The 18,008-nt window shown below is 59.7% G+C and carries 15 protein-coding genes; 7 read left to right on the forward strand and 8 right to left on the reverse strand.

What is annotated here, in order from left to right; genetic code table 11:
• Positions 1-8 precede the first annotated feature (8 nt).
• The 3 genes from RJT48_RS02290 to yciH are packed head-to-tail and all read left to right on the forward strand — an operon-like array spanning position 9 to position 4,096.
• Positions 9-1,538 carry a DUF58 domain-containing protein gene (locus RJT48_RS02290; RefSeq protein ID WP_311170608.1) on the forward strand — a complete coding sequence of 510 codons (1,530 nt, stop codon included), beginning with the start codon at positions 9-11 and terminating at the stop codon, positions 1,536-1,538.
• A complete protein-coding gene (locus tag RJT48_RS02295) occupies positions 1,535-3,751 on the forward strand; it encodes a transglutaminase TgpA family protein (RefSeq protein ID WP_311170609.1) in 2,217 nt (738 codons plus the stop codon). The genes RJT48_RS02290 and RJT48_RS02295 overlap by 4 nt, the downstream gene beginning before the upstream one ends.
• Before the next feature lie 51 nt (positions 3,752-3,802).
• A complete protein-coding gene (gene yciH, locus RJT48_RS02300) occupies positions 3,803-4,096 on the forward strand; it encodes a stress response translation initiation inhibitor YciH (RefSeq protein ID WP_311170610.1) in 294 nt (97 codons plus the stop codon).
• A 134-nt stretch (positions 4,097-4,230) separates the two neighbouring features.
• Here yciH and RJT48_RS02305 read toward each other — a convergent pair whose 3' ends face one another.
• The 3 genes from RJT48_RS02305 to RJT48_RS02315 all read right to left on the reverse strand — a co-directional run bounded on the left by RJT48_RS02305 (position 4,231) and on the right by RJT48_RS02315 (position 6,908).
• Positions 4,231-4,521, reverse strand: a complete 291-nt coding sequence (locus tag RJT48_RS02305) for a hypothetical protein (RefSeq protein ID WP_311170611.1) — start codon at positions 4,519-4,521, stop codon at positions 4,231-4,233.
• 146 nt (positions 4,522-4,667) lie between these two features.
• The gene (locus RJT48_RS02310) at positions 4,668-6,230 is read right to left on the reverse strand and encodes a sensor histidine kinase (RefSeq protein WP_311170612.1); all 1,563 of its coding nucleotides are present in this window, start codon (positions 6,228-6,230) and stop codon (positions 4,668-4,670) included.
• A 264-nt stretch (positions 6,231-6,494) separates the two neighbouring features.
• Positions 6,495-6,908, reverse strand: coding sequence for a type IV pilin domain-containing protein (locus tag RJT48_RS02315; protein WP_311170613.1), 414 nt, complete (start codon positions 6,906-6,908; stop codon positions 6,495-6,497).
• 1,170 nt (positions 6,909-8,078) lie between these two features.
• Between RJT48_RS02315 and RJT48_RS02320 the strand changes: the two genes are divergently transcribed.
• Genes RJT48_RS02320 through RJT48_RS02330 form a run of 3 tightly spaced genes read left to right on the forward strand, consistent with a single transcriptional unit; the run spans position 8,079 to position 11,844 of the window.
• Positions 8,079-8,558 carry a (2Fe-2S)-binding protein gene (locus RJT48_RS02320; protein WP_345784723.1) on the forward strand — a complete coding sequence of 160 codons (480 nt, stop codon included), beginning with the start codon at positions 8,079-8,081 and terminating at the stop codon, positions 8,556-8,558.
• Positions 8,555-10,930, forward strand: coding sequence for a xanthine dehydrogenase family protein molybdopterin-binding subunit (locus RJT48_RS02325; protein ID WP_311170615.1), 2,376 nt, complete (start codon positions 8,555-8,557; stop codon positions 10,928-10,930). The genes RJT48_RS02320 and RJT48_RS02325 overlap by 4 nt, the downstream gene beginning before the upstream one ends.
• Positions 10,930-11,844 (forward strand): FAD binding domain-containing protein, encoded by a 915-nt coding sequence (locus RJT48_RS02330; protein WP_311170616.1) that lies wholly within the window; start codon positions 10,930-10,932, stop codon positions 11,842-11,844. The genes RJT48_RS02325 and RJT48_RS02330 overlap by 1 nt, the downstream gene beginning before the upstream one ends.
• 68 nt (positions 11,845-11,912) lie before the next feature.
• Here RJT48_RS02330 and RJT48_RS02335 read toward each other — a convergent pair whose 3' ends face one another.
• The gene (locus RJT48_RS02335) at positions 11,913-12,938 is read right to left on the reverse strand and encodes a tyrosine-type recombinase/integrase (RefSeq protein WP_311170617.1); all 1,026 of its coding nucleotides are present in this window, start codon (positions 12,936-12,938) and stop codon (positions 11,913-11,915) included.
• A 338-nt stretch (positions 12,939-13,276) separates the two neighbouring features.
• Between RJT48_RS02335 and RJT48_RS02340 the strand changes: the two genes are divergently transcribed.
• Complete coding sequence (locus tag RJT48_RS02340; RefSeq protein ID WP_311170618.1) at positions 13,277-13,543, forward strand: winged helix-turn-helix domain-containing protein; 267 nt, start codon at positions 13,277-13,279, stop codon at positions 13,541-13,543.
• A 494-nt stretch (positions 13,544-14,037) separates the two neighbouring features.
• Here the strand turns inward: RJT48_RS02340 and RJT48_RS02345 are convergent, their stop codons facing one another.
• The 4 genes from RJT48_RS02345 to RJT48_RS02360 form a co-directional block, all read right to left on the reverse strand.
• Positions 14,038-15,312 (reverse strand): hypothetical protein, encoded by a 1,275-nt coding sequence (locus RJT48_RS02345; protein WP_311170619.1) that lies wholly within the window; start codon positions 15,310-15,312, stop codon positions 14,038-14,040.
• Positions 15,313-15,709: 397 nt separating this feature from the next.
• Entirely contained in the window at positions 15,710-16,684 is a 975-nt protein-coding gene (locus RJT48_RS02350) for a hypothetical protein (protein ID WP_311170620.1), read from the reverse strand.
• Positions 16,677-17,465, reverse strand: coding sequence for a DUF8125 domain-containing protein (locus RJT48_RS02355; RefSeq protein ID WP_311170621.1), 789 nt, complete (start codon positions 17,463-17,465; stop codon positions 16,677-16,679). Before RJT48_RS02355 ends, RJT48_RS02350 begins: the two co-directional genes overlap by 8 nt.
• A complete protein-coding gene (locus tag RJT48_RS02360; RefSeq protein WP_311170622.1) occupies positions 17,465-18,004 on the reverse strand; it encodes a DUF8063 family protein in 540 nt (179 codons plus the stop codon). Before RJT48_RS02360 ends, RJT48_RS02355 begins: the two co-directional genes overlap by 1 nt.
• Positions 18,005-18,008: the final 4 nt, after the last annotated feature.

Below are 18,008 nucleotides of genomic sequence, written 5' to 3' on the forward strand. Positions count from 1 at the left end.
GAGGAGAGATGCGACCCACACGACGCGCTTACGTGGTCCTCGCTGTGGTTGCGGGGGCCATCGTATCGGGGTCACTCTTCGGCGCCCGATCGCTCGACGCCGTCGTCGTGCCGGCGCTCGTCGCGCTCGTCGCCGCCGTGGTGCAGGTGTGGCGCGCGCCGACGCCAACCATCGAGCGGACGCTCCCCCCTGCCCGACCCGCCGGGACGAGCGGGACGGTCGACTTGCGACTCGATGCGCCGCGGTCGTACCCGGCGACGGTCTCCGATCGACTGCCACCCGGAATCGACGGCGACGGCGGAGGCGTCGACGGCGATGGCAGAGATCCCGAGGCTGACAGCGACGGCGAGGTCGATGACGAAGATACTGAGGCCGATGGCGACGACGCGGAATCGACGGAAGCGACGGCGGCGGTCGTCGACGCGACGATCGGCGGCGACAGCGTCTCCTACGAGATCACCCCGCGACGACGCGGGGAACACGAGATCGGGCCGGCGACGGTCGTTGTCACGGACGTTCTGGGGCTGGTCGCGCGGACGATCCGGGTGGAAAACCGCGGGACGCTGCTCGCCTTTCCACCGATCCGTCGGCTCGCGCCGGGCGCCAGGACGGAACTGCTCGCCGCGTCGGGCGCAGTCGATCCCCGACCGAGCGGCCGCGATATGTTCGATGGACTGCGCGAGTACGTCCCGGGCGATGCGCTCCGCGACGTGCACTGGAAGTCGTCGGCCAAGCGCGGAGCGCTCGTCGTCCAGGAGTTCGCCGGTGAACCGGATCGGGACCGTGTCGTCGTCGCTGCCGGCCTTGGGGCGGTCGATGGGGGCGGGCAGCGTATCGATTCCGGCAACGACGGGGTCACAGCAGGCGATCGCAGTACCCAAAACACTCGGGACACCGAATCGGACGACCGGGGCACGGATCCACACGCGAGGGGGCCGAGGCCGGATACTGGAGGTATACCTGCGGGTGCGGTCGACGCTGGCGACGAGACTGGACCTGCCCCTGCGGACCTCGGTTCAGCCCAGATCGACGTCGAGACGGTCGATGCGATGGCCGAGGCGGCGGCCACGGTCTGTCTGTCGGTGCTCGATGACGGCGTTCCCGTCTCGCTGATCACCTCGTCGGGGACCGTCACCGCGTCACCGGGGGCCGAACGTCCGATATTGGACCACCTCGCGACAGCCGAGGGAGGGCCGGTACCGGCAGTCGACGCCGACATCGTGGTGACCGCTGCTGCTGGCACAGCGTCGATCCGGGCTGGCGGCGTCGTCCGGTCCTTCGCGGACCTGCTGGTCACGGACTCCGGTTCGCTTCTGGACGACTCCAACGGGAGCGGCGCGAACGATCGGGAGCGTCCCATCGACAGGTGGACCGGAAACAACGACGCCGTGCGGTCGCGGCATCGCAATGACAGTCCCGGTGATTCAGTTGTGTCACAGCCTCGTGAGGAGTATCCCGAGTCGCGCCGCGGGCAGCACCCTGAGTCGCGTCGCGGGCACCATCCAGACGCGTCATCGACAGACGGGAGGCGCCGATGACCGAGCTGTCCGGTTCCCTTCGGCGGGTCCCGGCGGAGCCGGCCCTCGCCGTCCTCGGGTTGCTCGCGCTGACGTGGTCGTACGCGAGCGTCCTCTGGCACGTCACCGACGTCGTCGGCGGGCGGACGGCGTTCGTCGGGGTCGTGATCGCCTCCCTGGCGCTTGCGGCGCTCGTCGGCCGCTACGTCGACGTTCGCGTGGCGTTCGTACTCACGATCGGACTGCTGATTCTCGGCTCCGTCGCGTACCTGGCGACGCTGCCACGGAGTCAACTCGAACTGTTGACCGCCGAGCGCATTCTTCAGGATACGATTGCGCTTTTCACCGGGCTCTCGGTCCTCCGGCTCGTCGGTGCCGGCACCTGGGCGATCGCGGTCGTTCCGGGGCCGGTGTTCCTCTCGTGGTATCTGGCGATCAGGCGCCGGTACGTCGCCGCCGCCGCGGCCGGGAGCGTCGCGCTCGGGCTGGTCGTCCTCACGGGCGACGCAAGCGGAACGACGACGATCGTCGGCGTTGCCGGGGCCACGACAGCGGTCGCCGCAGACACCTTCGACCGGCACGGAGCCGGGACGACACAGGTCGACGTCCTGACCGCGCTCGTGGCAGCGATGGTCGTCTTCTCGGCGACGCTGTCGGTCGTGCCCGGTGCGGCGGGGTCGCCGATCCTCCCGAACCGCGGTTCGCCGACGGTCGAGGGGAGCATCGTCGACGCCCAGGACCGCGTCGAGATCGTCGGCAGCATTCGGCTCTCCCCGAAAGTCCGGTTCACTGTCGAGAGCCCACAGTCGGACTACTGGCGAACGGCCGTCTACGATCGATACACCAGCGACGGCTGGGTTCGGACCGGGAACACCCGTCCCTACGACGGCCAGCTTCGCGGGCCACCGGGCCCCACCGATCGCCTCGAACAGACCGTGACAGCCGAAGACGAAGTGGCCGTTCTGCCGGCGGCGGCAGCGCCAGTTCGGCTGGATGGTGAGGTAACCGACCGTACGGTCGTGACGCCCCAGGGAACGATCAAGCCGACGACGACGCTCGAAGCCGGCGACACCTACACCGTGACGAGCCGCGTTCCGAACGCGACGAGCGATCGACTCCGGGCGGCCGGGACCGACTATCCGTCGCAGGTCACCGAGCAGTACCTCCAGCTCCCCGACAGCACCACCGACCGCGTCCGTGAACGCGCAGCATCCGTGGCAGGCGACGAGATCACCCCCTACGACAAGGCCGTCGCCATCGAGGAGTATCTGGAGTCGGAGAAGGAGTACTCCCTGAGCGTCCCCGCACCGAGCGGCGATATCGCCGACCAGTTCCTCTTCGAGATGGACGCCGGCTACTGTACCTACTACGCGACGACGATGGTCGTGATGCTTCGCTCCCAGGGTATCCCCGCGCGGTTCGTCACCGGCTACACGGCCGGCGAACAGGTTGGCAATGACAGCTACGTGGTCCGCGGCCTCGACTCCCACGCCTGGGTGGAGGTGTACTTCCCGGACGTCGGCTGGGTGCGCTTCGATCCGACCCCGGGTGGTCCGCGGCAGACTGCCGAGTCGGCCCGACTCACCGAGGCGCGGCAGAGCGGGGAGGAGAACGTCGACCTGACGACCTCGAATGCGACGGCCGCGCCGGTACCCGACGGCAACAGCGGGACGGAAATCTCGCCGTCACCCACGACCGAGTCGTCGTCGCCCGCGAGCAACCAGACGGCGGTGAACGGGACACTGGGTCCCGCGGGGAACCCGGAGATGGAGGTCGTCACGTCGACGCCGACCGAGGACAGCGGCCCGCTGCCCGGGCTCCCCTCCTGGCGTGCGCTCTCCGTCGGGTTCGTCGGGCTCCTCGGCATCGCCGCGGGCGCACACCGGACCGGGAAGCTCACCCGTATGCGTCAGCTCCTCGCAATCCAAGGCCAGCGTCGGAGCGAGGATCCCGACATCGACGTGATCCGTGCACACCGTCGACTCTCAGTACTGCTCGAACACGAGTATCGGGCCCGTGATCCCGGCGAAACGCCGAGAGCGTACCACCAGTCGCTAGTAGATGCGGGCCTGCTCGTCGAGGACTCCCGGCGCCGGGATGCCCGCCGGCTCCTCGAACTGTACGAGCGTGCACAGTACGGTCCCGGTGTGGCCCCAGTGGAGGCTGACGAGGCGGTGACGACGGCCGACCGGCTGGTCCGATCGGCGACGCCGATCCTGCGTCGGTTCAGCTGAATCGGGGTCCCGATACTGTTTAATATCCCCATCTTGTAGTCTCGGGCTGTAATGTCGGAAGTCTGCTCGACGTGCGGACTCCCTGAGGAGCTTTGCGTCTGCGAGGACGTCGCCAAAGAGTCCCAGGAGATCACCATCCGCATCGACGAGCGCCGCTACGGAAAGGAGGTAACGGTCATCGAAGGGTTCGACCCCAAAGATGTCGATATGGACAGCCTGTCCTCGGATCTGAAATCGAAGTTCGCCTGCGGCGGCACGGTCGAGGACGGCGCCATCGAACTCCAGGGGAACCACACCGGCCGCGTGGAGGACTTCCTCCGCGAGAAGGGCTTCAACGTCGCGTGATCGGTACCTAACCTTCCCGGGCGTCCCGCGTCGAGCGGTTTTTGCTTCTAACGCTCCGAGCGCCAGCGCCGTTCTTCGCCGTCGCTACGTACTCGGCTACCCGGAACGTCCCCGCAGGAGTGGCCCTCCGTCCGTCAGGACTCGCCCCAGGCGTCGTGGGCTTGGATCTCCTCGCGGACGCTCTCACAATCCCCGCCGCTGGTCAATCCGAGTGTGTCGGCCGCCCGGGCGGAGGTCTGTCTGTCGGCGACGCTTTCGCCGCTCGCTTCGGATTCGAATCTGTACGTCGATGTCGAGGACTCGCCGAGCAGGCTCGATCCGGACTGCTCGATGGTCGTCGGGAGCACGCGGTGTTCCGCGAGCGTTCGAATCAGGTCTTCACGGCCGCTGTCCGCTGCCTCTTTCATCTCTGTCTGAACCGCCATAGTCGATGTTGCGCGCGGCGTTCCATTCAATTTTCCGGCGGGTGGAGTCAGCCGTGTCCGAGCCGTATTGCCTGTGACGCGTGAACCAAGAACCGAATGCAACGCGTCTCGAACGACGGTGTTCGGCCACGAAGCCGACTTCGCCCTTACTCGAATGGGCTGCTCATCCGTTCGATCCAGGGGACGACGTGCCTGTATCCAAGCGGCGTGAGGACCCCGAGCACGATGCCCCACGCGAGATGACTGAAAAACAGCGTCGTCGAGAGGTTCGGAATCGCGGCTGCGATCCCGATCAGCCGTAACCAGATCGGGGCAATCACTCCGGCGGCGACGATCCACAGACACACTGCCCACCCGATACCGATACTCACGTAGGCGGCGATGTTATCGCGGTACTGCTCCGGTGTGAACGACGCGAGTCCGGCGAACACGAACCCAAACACGACGCTGTGAAACTGGTGGGTGAGCCAGCCGACGACCGCGTTCTCGATCCCGTAGAAGACCCCGATCGCCGCGACGGAGCCACCGAGTTGGTTCCCGACGACGCCGTACGCGACGCCGGCGAACAGCGCGGCACCGAGCGTGACTACCAGCTGCGGGGCCGCCGGACGAACAGCGGAGAGCCGCGTTTCACTCGCCTCAAACCCGATGTTCCGCGTCTCGGCGAGCGGCAAGATCACCGTAATCGTCGTCCCCTCCTCGTCGATTTCGGTTTCGATACCCCCGCCGACGCTCTCGACGAGCAATCTGACGATGTTGAGTCCGAATCCCGCGCCGGGATCGTCGAATCGCCGGATCTCGCCCTCCTCCAAAATTTTCCGTTGACTCTCGGGCAGACCGGTCCCGTGATCGCGGACGCTGACTCGAACGTCGGTCGCGGTCGGGGTTACCGAAACCTCGACCGAAGGGTCGTCGTCGGGCGTATGCACGATCGCGTTTTCCATCAGTTGTCGGAACACGTGATCGAGGCGCTCGTTGGCACGCACGGTCAGTACCTCCTCCGGTGCGTCGACAGCGATAGTGGTGTTCGGATACTCCTGTAAGACCTGCTGTCTGCTGTCGGCGAGACACGCTCCGAGTTCGATCGGGAGGCTTTCGGTCTCGGTGCCGACTCGACGGGTGAGGTATCGCACCTCGTCGATCGTTTTCTCGATTGTGTCCGCGCGGTCTTTGATAATCCGTTCGGCGTCGGGTGTCTCCTCGCCGTTCACCGAGGCGTAGCCACGAATGACGGTGACCGAATTGAGCACCTCGTGGCGAAGCAGTCGGTTCAGGACCTCCAACCGGTGGGTCTGGTGCCGGAGCGTGGACCGTTGTTCACGATTGCGAGCGGCGTACAGTCCGATCAGTGTGCCCCCGACGCTCCCACCGATGAGAAAATTCGAGAGGTACGTCTGGGACCGAATCGTACTGAACTCGGGAACGCCAGCGGGCGTCGTCCCGAAGAGAGTGAGCACGACCAAAACGAAGGTCGCCCCGACCCCGATGACACACCAGCGCGCCGTCGTCTGGACCAGCGACGGCTCGACGTCGAGTACGGTCAGCGCGACGCCGAAGGCCGCCAGTCCGAGTCCGAGCGAGAGAGGCACCACGCCCGCGAGGTAGAACCGGAGCGAGGTCTCGTGAATCGTTAGGGTTACCGTAAATCGAGTGAGGAAGAATCCGACCCCAGCGATAACGAGACCGCTGTAGTTCGCCCGGGAGGCCATCAGTTGATATAGTCTATCATACTAAATTAATGTTTGTTTAGTAAAGGACGGTGATAGAAAGGAACTCCTGTGGTTGTATTCGACTATTTGGGAATCTCAAATACGTATCCTTAGGTCATATCCAGAATAGGGGTGGGGTTTTGTGCTTTTGATGTTACTTTACGATCTAATCGGATTCAGCGATCAAAAAGTTCGACAATTTGTCTGAAATAGTGTACCTGTAGCTACGGCCTCATAAAAGTGAAAATAGAAGGAATTCCTGGATCAGTTGCTCGGGGCGGTGCTTTTGGCGATCGTCGACGAATCACCACTCTCTGGATCTTGCCAGACAAGACGGACGTCCTCGCCTGGCGTGTAGGTCGCCGACTCTATGATCACATCACCAGCGGAGTACGTCCCGCCGGGGTTCTGGTAAGTGCCACCGGTTACGCCTGCAACAGTTATAGAACTGTTTTCAAGCTGATCGCCGGACTCGTGGACAACGGTCACATCTGTTCCTGTTTGGTTGTATTGGAAGTCCACTGTCGCTTGCGGCGCGGTATTCTGCAGCGACCCGCCGAGGTTGAGCACGAACGAGCCGATGACTGCTGCCAGGATCACGGTGATTGCGACCATCAGGATCACACCGATCACCGGCGAAACGGCGCTGTCGTCTGTGAAGAGGTTTCGTAGTTTCATAGTTTGTGCGACACAAGTACGAGGGTATTCCCCAGCAACCCACCCCGTGTCTGAGAGTAAGTACACACTACTTCCATATAAGTCTCTCCTTCAAATTATACTAAATGATATTTACCGAACAACTGCTAGAGTCTCGGAGCGGGACCGGAGTGGGGAATCACTCCGAGACACTGCACCGTACTGTGTTGCACGTGAACCTCACGCGAGGTCCGACTAAGCAATACCAAGCAACCAATATAGACGTTTGTATTTTTACTAATCCGTGAGCGCAGTGACGCTGATGAATCCATAACGTTCGATACTGACGCGGATTTGTACCTCGTCAGGGTTTCTACGACCGATGACGGATCTGTCTCGGCAGCATTTGTTACTAGAGAACCCGCTGGTTGAATGTCGGCTCAGTGGGACTTTCTACAGAGAACCAAGGGGAGTGCCTCGAGGCTTGACCTCGGAGGTGAAGCCGACCAATACCTTAATGACCGATTTCCTCGAAACAATTAGTACAGTCAGAGAACCCAAAAGACGGATGAAAGACCTTAATCCAACGCTGACTGCGGCAATCTGGAAATGTGGTGCCTCTCAACATCCGCGCCTCTGGCGCGGTGAGACGGGTACTATCGGGCGGGCTGGAGCCGCCGACCCTCACGGATACAGCGAGTATTCGGGCGTTAATTCCAGCCGACCGCACGCGAGAGGTTGAGGGGAATTAAATTCGCCTGCGGGTTCGGTGCGGAACCCAAAACGGTGAAGCCTCGGGGCTTGCCCCCGAGGTACTTCACGCCAACGCACGTGCACTGACTAGACAATGGCGTTAATGGCACGGATATACTGTTGCTCCCAATACTGACGACAGACGAGAGCGGTGCCGCCATCGAACGGTCTCTATAGAACGATGGGACCATCAAATGGGTTCGGGGATGGATCTCGGAGTATTTGACAAGCGGTCAGTCGAGCGTATCCTTCGGATCTGGTAATAATTACTATCTGGAAGTTAATCTCCAAAACGTTCCGTGCACCACCGCAAGATATTTACAATTATCCCATAACTTCTGGGCAGAGGTCGACACCAGAAACCGGTGCCACCCCTTCGTATACCACGGGGACGGCAGGTCGGTGCTGGTGGATTTCAAACTGCATTACGCCCCAGTCGTTGCCCCTCGTCCGACAACTATGACAAATGTTGACATTTCACTGACGGTGAACGGAACAGCACAGGAACTCTCGGTTGAGCCCCGAACGCTCCTCGCTCATGCACTCCGCGACGAACTCGGGATCACGGGGACGAACATCGGGTGCGAAAGCGGGCGATGTGGCGCCTGTACCGTTCATCTCGACGGGAGTGCTGTCAAGTCCTGCACGCTACTTGCCGTGCAGGCGGACGAGCGAGAGATCACAACCGTCGAAGGACTTGCGACCGACGGCGAACTGCACCCCGTTCAAGAAGCGTTCAACGAGGAACACGGTCTCCAGTGTGGCTACTGCACACCCGGGATGCTTCTGACTAGCACCGCTCTCATCGAGCGGGAGGAGACCCTCGATGAGGAGTCGATCCGCGAGGGTATCTACGGTAATCTCTGTCGGTGTACCGGATACCAGAACATCGTCGAAGCGGTCGAAACAGCACAGTCTAGGATGGAGGACGACCAATGAGCACAGACGAGCACGAATCGCTGGTCGGCTCACCAATCGAACGGCGAGAGGACCTCAGTCTCCTCACCGGCCGCGGAGACTACACCGGCGACATCGAACGCAACGATCTGACCCACGCCGCAATCCTCCGTAGCCCACACGCCAACGCTCGAATCGAGGGTATCGAAACGGCGGCAGCGGAAACGATGGATGGGGTCTCTGCCGTCTTTACGGGACGGGATATCGCCGACAGCGGCATCCCCAATAACATCCAGACTGGGTGGAAACTCCCCGACCTCGCGGAGCCCCAACAGCGAATTATGGCGACGGATACCGTCCACTACCAAGGGGAACCAGTCGCGGTGGTCGTCGCCGCTACCCCCGCTCGTGCTGTGGACGCCGCAGCCTCGGTCGAGGTGTCGTACGAACCGCTTCCGGCCGCTGTTGGGCCGAGTGACGCGGTCGAGGACGAAGCACCGCTCGTCCACGAGGACGTGGAGAACAATCTCGCCTTCGACTGGGAGATCGGTGACGAGGTCGAGACCGAGGAAGCGTTCGAATCTGCGGAATATACGGCGAGTATCGATCTCACACAGCAGCGTATCATCCCTTCCCCGATGGAGCCGCGGGCCTCCCTCGCTGATTACGACGCCGCTACCGGCGAACTGACCCTCTGGCTTACGTCTCAGAATCCACACTTACACCGGACGCTACTTGCCACACAGACCCTCGGTATCCCGGAGAGCAAAGTTCGCGTTATCGCGCCGGAGGTCGGCGGCGGCTTCGGGAACAAGATCTACCACTACCCCGACGAGGCCATCGTCTCTTGGTGCTCGATGCAGCTTGACCGACCGGTGAAGTGGCAAGCAACCCGCAGCGAGGATAACCACGCAGCGTGTCACTCCCGAGCGCACGAAACACACGGGGAAATCGCTATCGCCGAAGACGGCACCATCGTCGGCCTCCGCGCCGACACCTTCGCCGATATGGGCGCCTACCTGCAGTTCTTCGCACCGGCCGTCCCCACGTTTATGTACGGCTGCCTCTTTCCCGGCCAATACGGGATCTCAAACGTACACTGTCGCGTCCGCGGGACGTTCACGAACACAGCACCGGTCGATGCGTACCGTGGCGCGGGTCGTCCGGAAGCCACGTTCCTCGTCGAACGACTGGTGGACCTCGGCGCCCGTGAGGCCGGGATCGATCCCGTCGAACTCCGACGACAGAACTACATCCAGCCCGACGAGTTCCCGTTCGACAACGGTGTTGGCCTCACGTACGATAGCGGGAACTACGAACGCTCGCTGGATACGGCTCTCGAGAAGATCGATTACGGAGAACTCAGAGAAACCCAGGAACAACTCCGAAAGAACGGGCGATACCTCGGAATCGGAATTGTCGGGTACGTGGAAGCCTGCGGTATTGGACCCTCTAGAACCGCCGGGGAACTCGGCTCTACGGTTGGACTCTGGGAGAGCTCTGTGGTCCGGTTCAACTCCTCTGGAACTGTGACTGTCTTCTGTGGCACGTCCGGCCACGGGCAAGGACACGAGACGACGTTCGCACAGATCGTTGCGGACGAATTGGGTGTCGACTACGAAGATATCGAGATTGTTGAAGGCGACACCGAACAGACTCCCGAGGGACGAGGCTCCTATGGGAGTCGTAGCGGTCCAGTCGGTGGAAGCGCGGTCGTCTCAAGTACACGGAAAGTGGTCGAGAAGGCACGGAAAATCGCCGCCCACCAGTTCGAGGCGGCACCAGAGGATATCGAGTTCGACGATGGGACGTTTTCCATCAGAGGAGCTCCGAGCAGATCGGTCGGCATTCAGGAAATCGCAAAGGAGGCCTACACAGGGTTTGACCTGCCGGAGGAGATGGAACCCGGTCTCGAAGCCACTGCATTCTACGATCCGGAAGACTACACGTATCCATTCGGCACACATATCGCACTCGTCGAAGTCGACCCGGAGAGCGGGGAAATCGATATCGAGCGTTATATCGCCGTCGACGATGTCGGGAACCAGATCAATCCACAAGTCGTCGAAGGGCAAGTGCACGGCGGCGTCGCACAGGGGATCGGACAGGCGCTCTACGAGGCCGCAGAGTACGACGAATCCGGACAGCTCCGGTCTGATTCGTTCGAGAACTACGCTGTGCCGGCCGCCGAGCAGATCCCAAGTATCGAGACTGATTCAACCGTAACGCCGTGTCCGCACAACCCGCTCGGGGTGAAGGGTGTCGGAGAGGCGGGGGCAATCGCCTCACCGCCCGCTGTGGTCAACGCCGTCGTCGACGCACTCGAACCGTTTGGAGTCTCCCATATCGATATGCCACTGACACCCGAAGCTGTCTGGACTGCGATCAACGAATCGAACGGAGGCGACAACTGATGTACCCAACGGATTTCGACTACTATCGTGCAGAGACGCTCGACGGAGCGGTATCGTTACTAGCAGAGCATCGTGCTCAAGAGACGGCTGTCCTCGCGGGTGCGCACGGGTTGGTCCCGCGGTTGAAGTCTCGGGAGGTGACGCCGGACGTCGTGATTGATATCGGTCGAATCGACGCCCTCCGTGGAATCGACTCGACCGAATACGGCCTCCGTATCGGTGCTCTCACCCCTTATGTCGATATTGTTGAATCAGATGCTGTCTGGGAACAGGCGACAGTGATGGCGGAGGCAACGGAAAACATCGGCGACTTTCAGGTCCGGAATATGGGCACTATCGGTGGGAACATCGCGCAGGCACATCCTGCGTCGGATTTGCCGGCTGCAGCACTTGCGGTCGATGCGACGATCGCCGCTGCAGGACCCAACGGGGAACGGCGAATAGATCCCCGCTCGTTCTTTTCGGGTGCGTTCTCGACGGCTCTCGACGACGACGAAATTATCACCCACCTCGAAATCGAACCCCAAGGTGAGCGGGGAGCTGGCGCGTACGCAAAGCGAGCAAGACAGTCCCTGGGGTACGCAGTAGTCGGGATCGCCGTCTCACTCCAGATTGACGATGGCGTCATCCGATCATCGCGCGTCGCAGTCAACGGCCTGGTGGATCATCCGATACGCCTTCCCGCCGTCGAGGACTCGCTGCAAGGTGAGAACGTCTCGGCGGCGACACTTGAGGCGGCTGCAGCCCGTGCAGGTGAAGACGTGAGCGCGGACGAAATATTAGATGACTCCGACGCATCGTCGGTGTTCCGTCATCAGCTCCTGCGCGTCTACACCAAGCGGGCGCTGGATTCGGCAGCCGAACGCGACGGCTTCGACACTACTTCCGAATCAGAGCTCACTGGGGGTGAATAAAAAAAGCCACCTTGCGATTACCGAACGAGCGTGACGCGAATGGACTCGCCGGGTAGGAACCCGGAGGATCATTCGAAGACCCCCGACGATTCGAGCACATCTTTCCGCACCGACATCTTCTCCTGCTCAGTCCGGATGTCGTAATGTTGGTACAGAACGTCGAGCGTGACGTCCATCCGTTCGCTGACTATCTCGGGGGTCGCTCCGGTATTCAGGTAGTGAGTAATCGATCCCCGACGGATCGCGTGCGGACCACACGAAGACGGGCAGCGACTCGGATACCCATCCGCGCCGCGAGCTTCGCAATCCTCCGGGTCGCGATCGTGCGGACACCCGCGGTACTCACACGGCTGGGTCGCCTGATTGACCCACTTGTAAATTGTATCTCCGGTCGGTCGACCGTAGCGGGTAGTCAGCAGTGGTTCCCGTCCGTAGTCGTCTGTGACGTCATAGCGCTCCGGATGATTAACCGCGTCTTCGACGACTTGGTAAACGTTCGCGCCGAGATAGATCCAGCGGTCCCCGTCTTTTCCGTTTTTCAGTTTGGTTCCTTTCTCCGGTCGGTGTTCGAGAACGACTGCGTTGTCTTCCGGGCGGAGATCATCGACGTCGATCGAGCGGAGCGCTGATCGACGCATTCCAGTTGTCCAAAGAAGGAGCATCATAACGTGGCGCGGGCTCGCGTACTGGTATCGATCAAGCGTGTCGATGATCGACTCGGCCCGATCGGCAGAAAGATGATCTTCCCGAGACTCAGCTCCGTCAGGGAGATCGGGGGCGTGAAGTTTCTCGTGGAGTCCTTCTCGAACGGCATCCATATCAGCCCACCAACGGAGGGCTGCCCGGATCGAGGTGAGCTGTTTCTGTAGGGTGATCGGAGCGATATCACCCCGGCGCCAAGCAACGAAATCGGCGAGATCACGTCCGGTGAGTTCATTTAAATTCTCAATCTCCCGCTCGTCGCACCATTCGAGAAAGAAGTTGAGTCTAGTTCGACCGTTGTTCAGGGTCGATTCTCGAACCGATGGCTCCCGGTACTGGAGGAACCGCTCGACACCTTCCTCGGGATTGAGCGGCTGGAGTTCCTTACTCATCGGGACCTCCTCCGGAGCGGGACCATTGGCTGCCGGAGTTCTTTTCAAAACACAGCGCTTCGTATATCGTGCGGGCTTTGCCCGTGTGGCTGGCTTCACTCATCACAGGGAACGAAGCCATCTTGTGGGGTCGTGTGGCAGCACGGCCCCGCTCTTCATCGAACGACTATAGCCGTCAGTATCCTACTCAGTGGCCTCGCAGATCCAGCAAGACGCCCATTGTGCATAAATGCACTGGTTGTTACAAAACAGCCAAACTGTTCTTAAATAGTCTATATGTTATAATTAAGACCCTGTGGTAGTAAGCGCACAATTGAATGCGAAAATCCGCAGCTTGGATGACACTCTGGGATGACCGAATTCTGGAGATAATTCGGGAAGAGGACTCAGGGACAGCTACCGAGCTTGCGGATCACGATTATATCCGCGTTTCCCGATCTCAGATATCACGTAGACTGAAGAAATTGGCAGAACACGGACTACTGCGATCATTAGGAAACGGAGTCTACGTAATTACAGATGCTGGGACAGAGTATCTTGAAGGAGATTTAGATGCAGATGAATTGCCGGAATCGAGTGAAGATCATAGCTCTTCGACGGCATAATGTCCGGTCGAAAATCGGCAAACTGGATGCAACAGGTTGACGAGAGAATTTTAGAACATCTCGCCGAGGATAGTTGGGCCACCCCAGCGACGATTGAGTCTGATCCCCAGTTTGAGAAATTAGATGTATCGCGGAATCATATTCGCGAGCGGTGTAACGAACTAACCAGGCGTGAGCTGATTGCGCCTGTTTATGATGATATGTACGAGATCACTTCGTGGGGGTTAGCGTACCTGCGTGGAGATCTCGACGCAGGCCATCTTCCCCGGTGGTGAATGATTAGATCGCGCGCCCCCCCACAAGGAGGGGACGCGCGATCTACTAGCGGTTACCCACCTAGAAAGTCATATGTGGGTAGGTGGATTGGTGGAGTAGAGCTTTTGGAATCTTCTTTACGAGGTATACAGATATGAAATAGCCATTAGGTAGACGTGCATATTGATATCTGAAATATTAGTCAGCCAACGTGGACTTGAGAACAGGCTGGAGGGGTTTCAAGTATTGACTTCGACCGGTTCATGATAAAACTCCGGGTTCTCAAGTGATCCTTCGATCCGGATCGGATTATCTGCACCGTAGACAGGATCGCTTCTGTAATCTTCCCCGATCTGTTTCTCCAGTACGCTATAGCTTATTTTTCCGAAGTTCTCTATCTTTTCCTTTTTCTCCTTTGTCGGGTTCAATGCGAAGTCCTCTGCTTGTTCCTTTATCTCATCAGAAACTGTTATCCGGTATCCATCAACAGGTCTCGATGTCCTGTCGTTTAATCCGTCATCGATCATATTTACTGCTGTTGATACAAGTTGCATTCCTGGTCTTTCTATGTCTATACCCATTTCTCTCATTTTCTCTAGTTTTTCCTGTTCGAAGTCTGTCGCGTAGTGTTCTGGCCACATTGGTGCTCCCTGGGTGTTTTCGTGTATCTTGAAACGTCCTCCTTCGATAGGTTCTCTGTAGGCACTGTCTTCAGGATCTCTCAACATCGAACGGAATGTACTTGTGGGGTGTGCTTTGATGTTTTCCACGTACTTGTTCTGAAGTTCTCCGCCCTTTTCGTAAGTTAGAAGGCTTAAGAGGTGTGTCATTCCTCCGGTTCCTACTGTACCTCCATCCTCTGTTTCTCTCATGGAGCCTTCAATCATCTGATCTTCAAGTCCTGTTGGTTCTGTGGATGAGATACCTGAAAGTTCGTATTCTGGGAACTCCAGTCCAAGTTCTTCTACGGCGTATTCAGCGATGTTTGGTGCCAAGAATGCTTTTCCTCCACTTGAGGTAACGTCTGTTACTGTGTCTGTGGCGTGTATTAATGCTCTTGTGAATGCGACAGGGTCGTCTTCCTGTTGCATCTGTTCAAATATGTGTCCTTCAGTTGCAGATGAAGTATCAAGTGCTTCCTCAGGGTTTTCATAGATTTCCTGAGTTCTCTGTACGATTTCCTCAACTGTTCCTTCGAACTCTTCTCTCCCTGCAACGTCAGTAGCCTCTCCTGCCAGGTATCCCCTCGCTCTTTCGACGTCGTTCCCCTGCATCGCCTTCCAGTCAGATTCCGTTACCGTATTCCGGACGATCTGCCAGTCCTCTGCGTCTTCCGGCGGCTCCTGCCCTTCTGCTGTCCCTCCAAGTGTTCCGGTTTCATCGACGAAGAAGTACTGGAACTCTGCTTCCCGTGGGTCAAATTCTTCCTCGTCGTTGCCCAAGATCGCATTACAGCCAGCTAGACCCGTTACCCCGACACCGCCGATCGTTGCGAGAAGCCGCCGTCGGTTCATTACCTGACAGTATAGACTACCAACACTTCAACCTCTGTATACTCACCACTCGCTGCTCGGAGTGACTGAACAAAGCTACGAGATTATTCAGAGAACGAGCAAACTGGGGATCTCGGATGAAATCCAAATTTCCCGATCTCGCAGCCATTTCTAATAGATCTCAGAGCGGTTTTACCCCGTTGTGATACAGCGTTTGTCTGTATTGAACGAATCCTAAAGCGGTGCGAGATAGTTTGAAAAGATGATATGAATCCCTCCGCGGCGACGGTACGGCCACGTTCCGGGCGTGCGGCGCAAGCGCCGTTCCGGGCTACCGCTGGGTCCGTTGCGTCTCGCTCCGGTCACAGGTGTCCGCGACCGCAGCCACGTGGGACCGCCCCCGGTGGGGAGGGAGAGTTTACTCTGCTGGGCCTCGATCCCGTAGTTCTGCTAAGAGCGCAGGCCAGGAGAGATCGAGATCGAACAGGTTCGATCGAAGGTTCCAGCTCCAGGGGGCGGGTTCATCGGGATCGTACTCGACTGCCGTCGCTTCGAGCGATTCGATCGAGCCACCAAACAGTTGTTCCGTCGGTCGATCGGAGTCAGCAGGCCAGCGCCGGTAGAACTCGACTGTTTTCGGCTCAGTCTTGTAGAACGCCAGCGACGTGAGCCGCTTCATCTCCGGATCAACGTCCTTGCCCGTGTGACCGATCACGATCACCAGCTCGACACCGAGTTTACTCATCCGCTTCAGAAGGGGGGACCACTGGGTTGCGACGTCGTGGGAGTTCGTCCGTGCGTCGAAGTGCGTCGAGCCTTCGTCGATCACGACCGCTTTCGGACGATCGCGGTGTTCCAGCAGGCCGACGGCGAGATCGTGGCAGGTCGTCACCCGTTCGTCGACGATCCCCGCGCGGGCATTGCTGAATACGAGGAGATCCTCCCAGAGAGTTCGACCGAGTTCAACCAGCAGCCACGCCGTGTTTGTCTTTCCCGTGTTCGGATCGCCCGCCGCGAGGACGGTCGAGAGTGCGCCGTCGCGATCGAGTTCGTCGAGGATGCGCGATGGAAGGGTAAGAGCGCTCGCGTCGAGATCCTGTTCCGTGATCCCGACGAGATGCGAGAGCACCGATCCGTTTCCGTGGGAGACTGCTTCTGTCGCCCGATCGCTCCGGAAGCTGGCCAGTACCTCAGTCCCGAGATCGGACTCAGCGAAAGTCGCGTGATCCTCGGAATCTCGGAGGACCGACTCGACAAAGGAGAGGTTCGATCGATGATTCTCGTCGTCGACGACACCAGTATGCGGATAGAAATCCGCGTTCGATTCGAGCCGTCCGTCGATCTGCTCGCGAAGCTTTGCAGCTGTCAGGAGTTGTTCGTTGAAATCACTCATCGGTAGTCAACTCCGTTCGTCCGTTCCCGAGGTCGCCGTCGGGATCGAGATCATCCGGATCAGTCTCAGCCTCTTCGGGAGAGAGATCAGCCTCTTCAACGAGGTCGTCGAGAGAATCGTCGAGATCGAACGATTCGAGCTGATCCTCGATGGCGTTGTGTAGTGACTGGCCGCCGTCAGGGAGTGATCCTTCCTCGAAGGTACGGACGACGGAGAGAGTTGTCTCACGGACAGCGTTGCGGATGATCGTGAAGGCCGAGGTTTCGAGGACGAACCCACGGCGGGCATCGTCTTCGAGCTGTCCACGGCACTCGTGGACCGCCTGGAGCGCCCGGAGGAGTTCTGGGTCGTCCAGGGTGCCGCGCCAGGTGCCAGTCGCTTTCATCGCTTCGAGATCGACGTCCTTCGCAGTGTAAAGGTTCGGCGTCAGCTGGGTGAACGATCCCTTTCGCGATTCGAGTTGCTTGAAATCGGTGTACGGGAAGCGGTAGAGAGCGCCGTCGAGGTAGCGAGCGTCGAGGTCGACGAGGAAGATGTAATTGGGATTGTACAGCATCGAGACGACCTTATTCCCGACGACGTAGCCGTACGGGAGGACGATCGCCCCGGAGAGGCCGACGATCTTCCAGAAGCGCGGTACCTGGACGTCGAACCCGACGATCATCGCGAGGCCGCCACCGACGGCGAGCAGGCCGACGATCGAGAGGAAGCGAGCCTGAATGAAGTCGACGAGTCGACCAACGCCGGTCGAAGCGTCAGGGTCGCGAACGTGGTCGTTCATCAGGCCACACGCTCCGTGTTGGTGTCGTCGCCCCGGAGTCGGCGGAGTACCAGGACGAAGGTTGATAGCGATACGGACAGGGCACCACCGAGGCCAGCAGCTTGCGCGTCAGAAGCGCGCCAAGGGCCGCCGATCAGTGGGTTATTCTTCTCGACGATCTTTCCGTACAAGACGTCGCCATTGTCGATGGTAACGCCGACGTCGCCCGAGCCGACTGCTTGCGTCATCTCGAAGCGGAGGGTATTGCGTCCCTCAGAGATGGTGAACGTCTGTCGGGAGAGTTCGCCCGAGGTTCGCATCGCTTCAGTCAGTGTGACTCGTTGGGTTTCGGTCGAGAGGAGATCGAGGACGACAGTATCTCCGTCAAGCTGCGCCGAGCAGATAGCGAGGGTTTCGTCGACGGTTTCGGTACACTCCTGTTGCGTGGAGTTGTCCGAACCAGGAACCTCGACGGAGACGTTTGTATCCTGTGCGACTGCGGTTGCAGGCAGTATAGCCAGAGCTACCAGGGTCAGTGCTACGAAAAAATGGAGTTTCATTGGT

This window comes from Halobellus ordinarius, from assembly GCF_031823395.1.
GTDB lineage: Archaea > Halobacteriota > Halobacteria > Halobacteriales > Haloferacaceae > Haloquadratum > Haloquadratum ordinarius.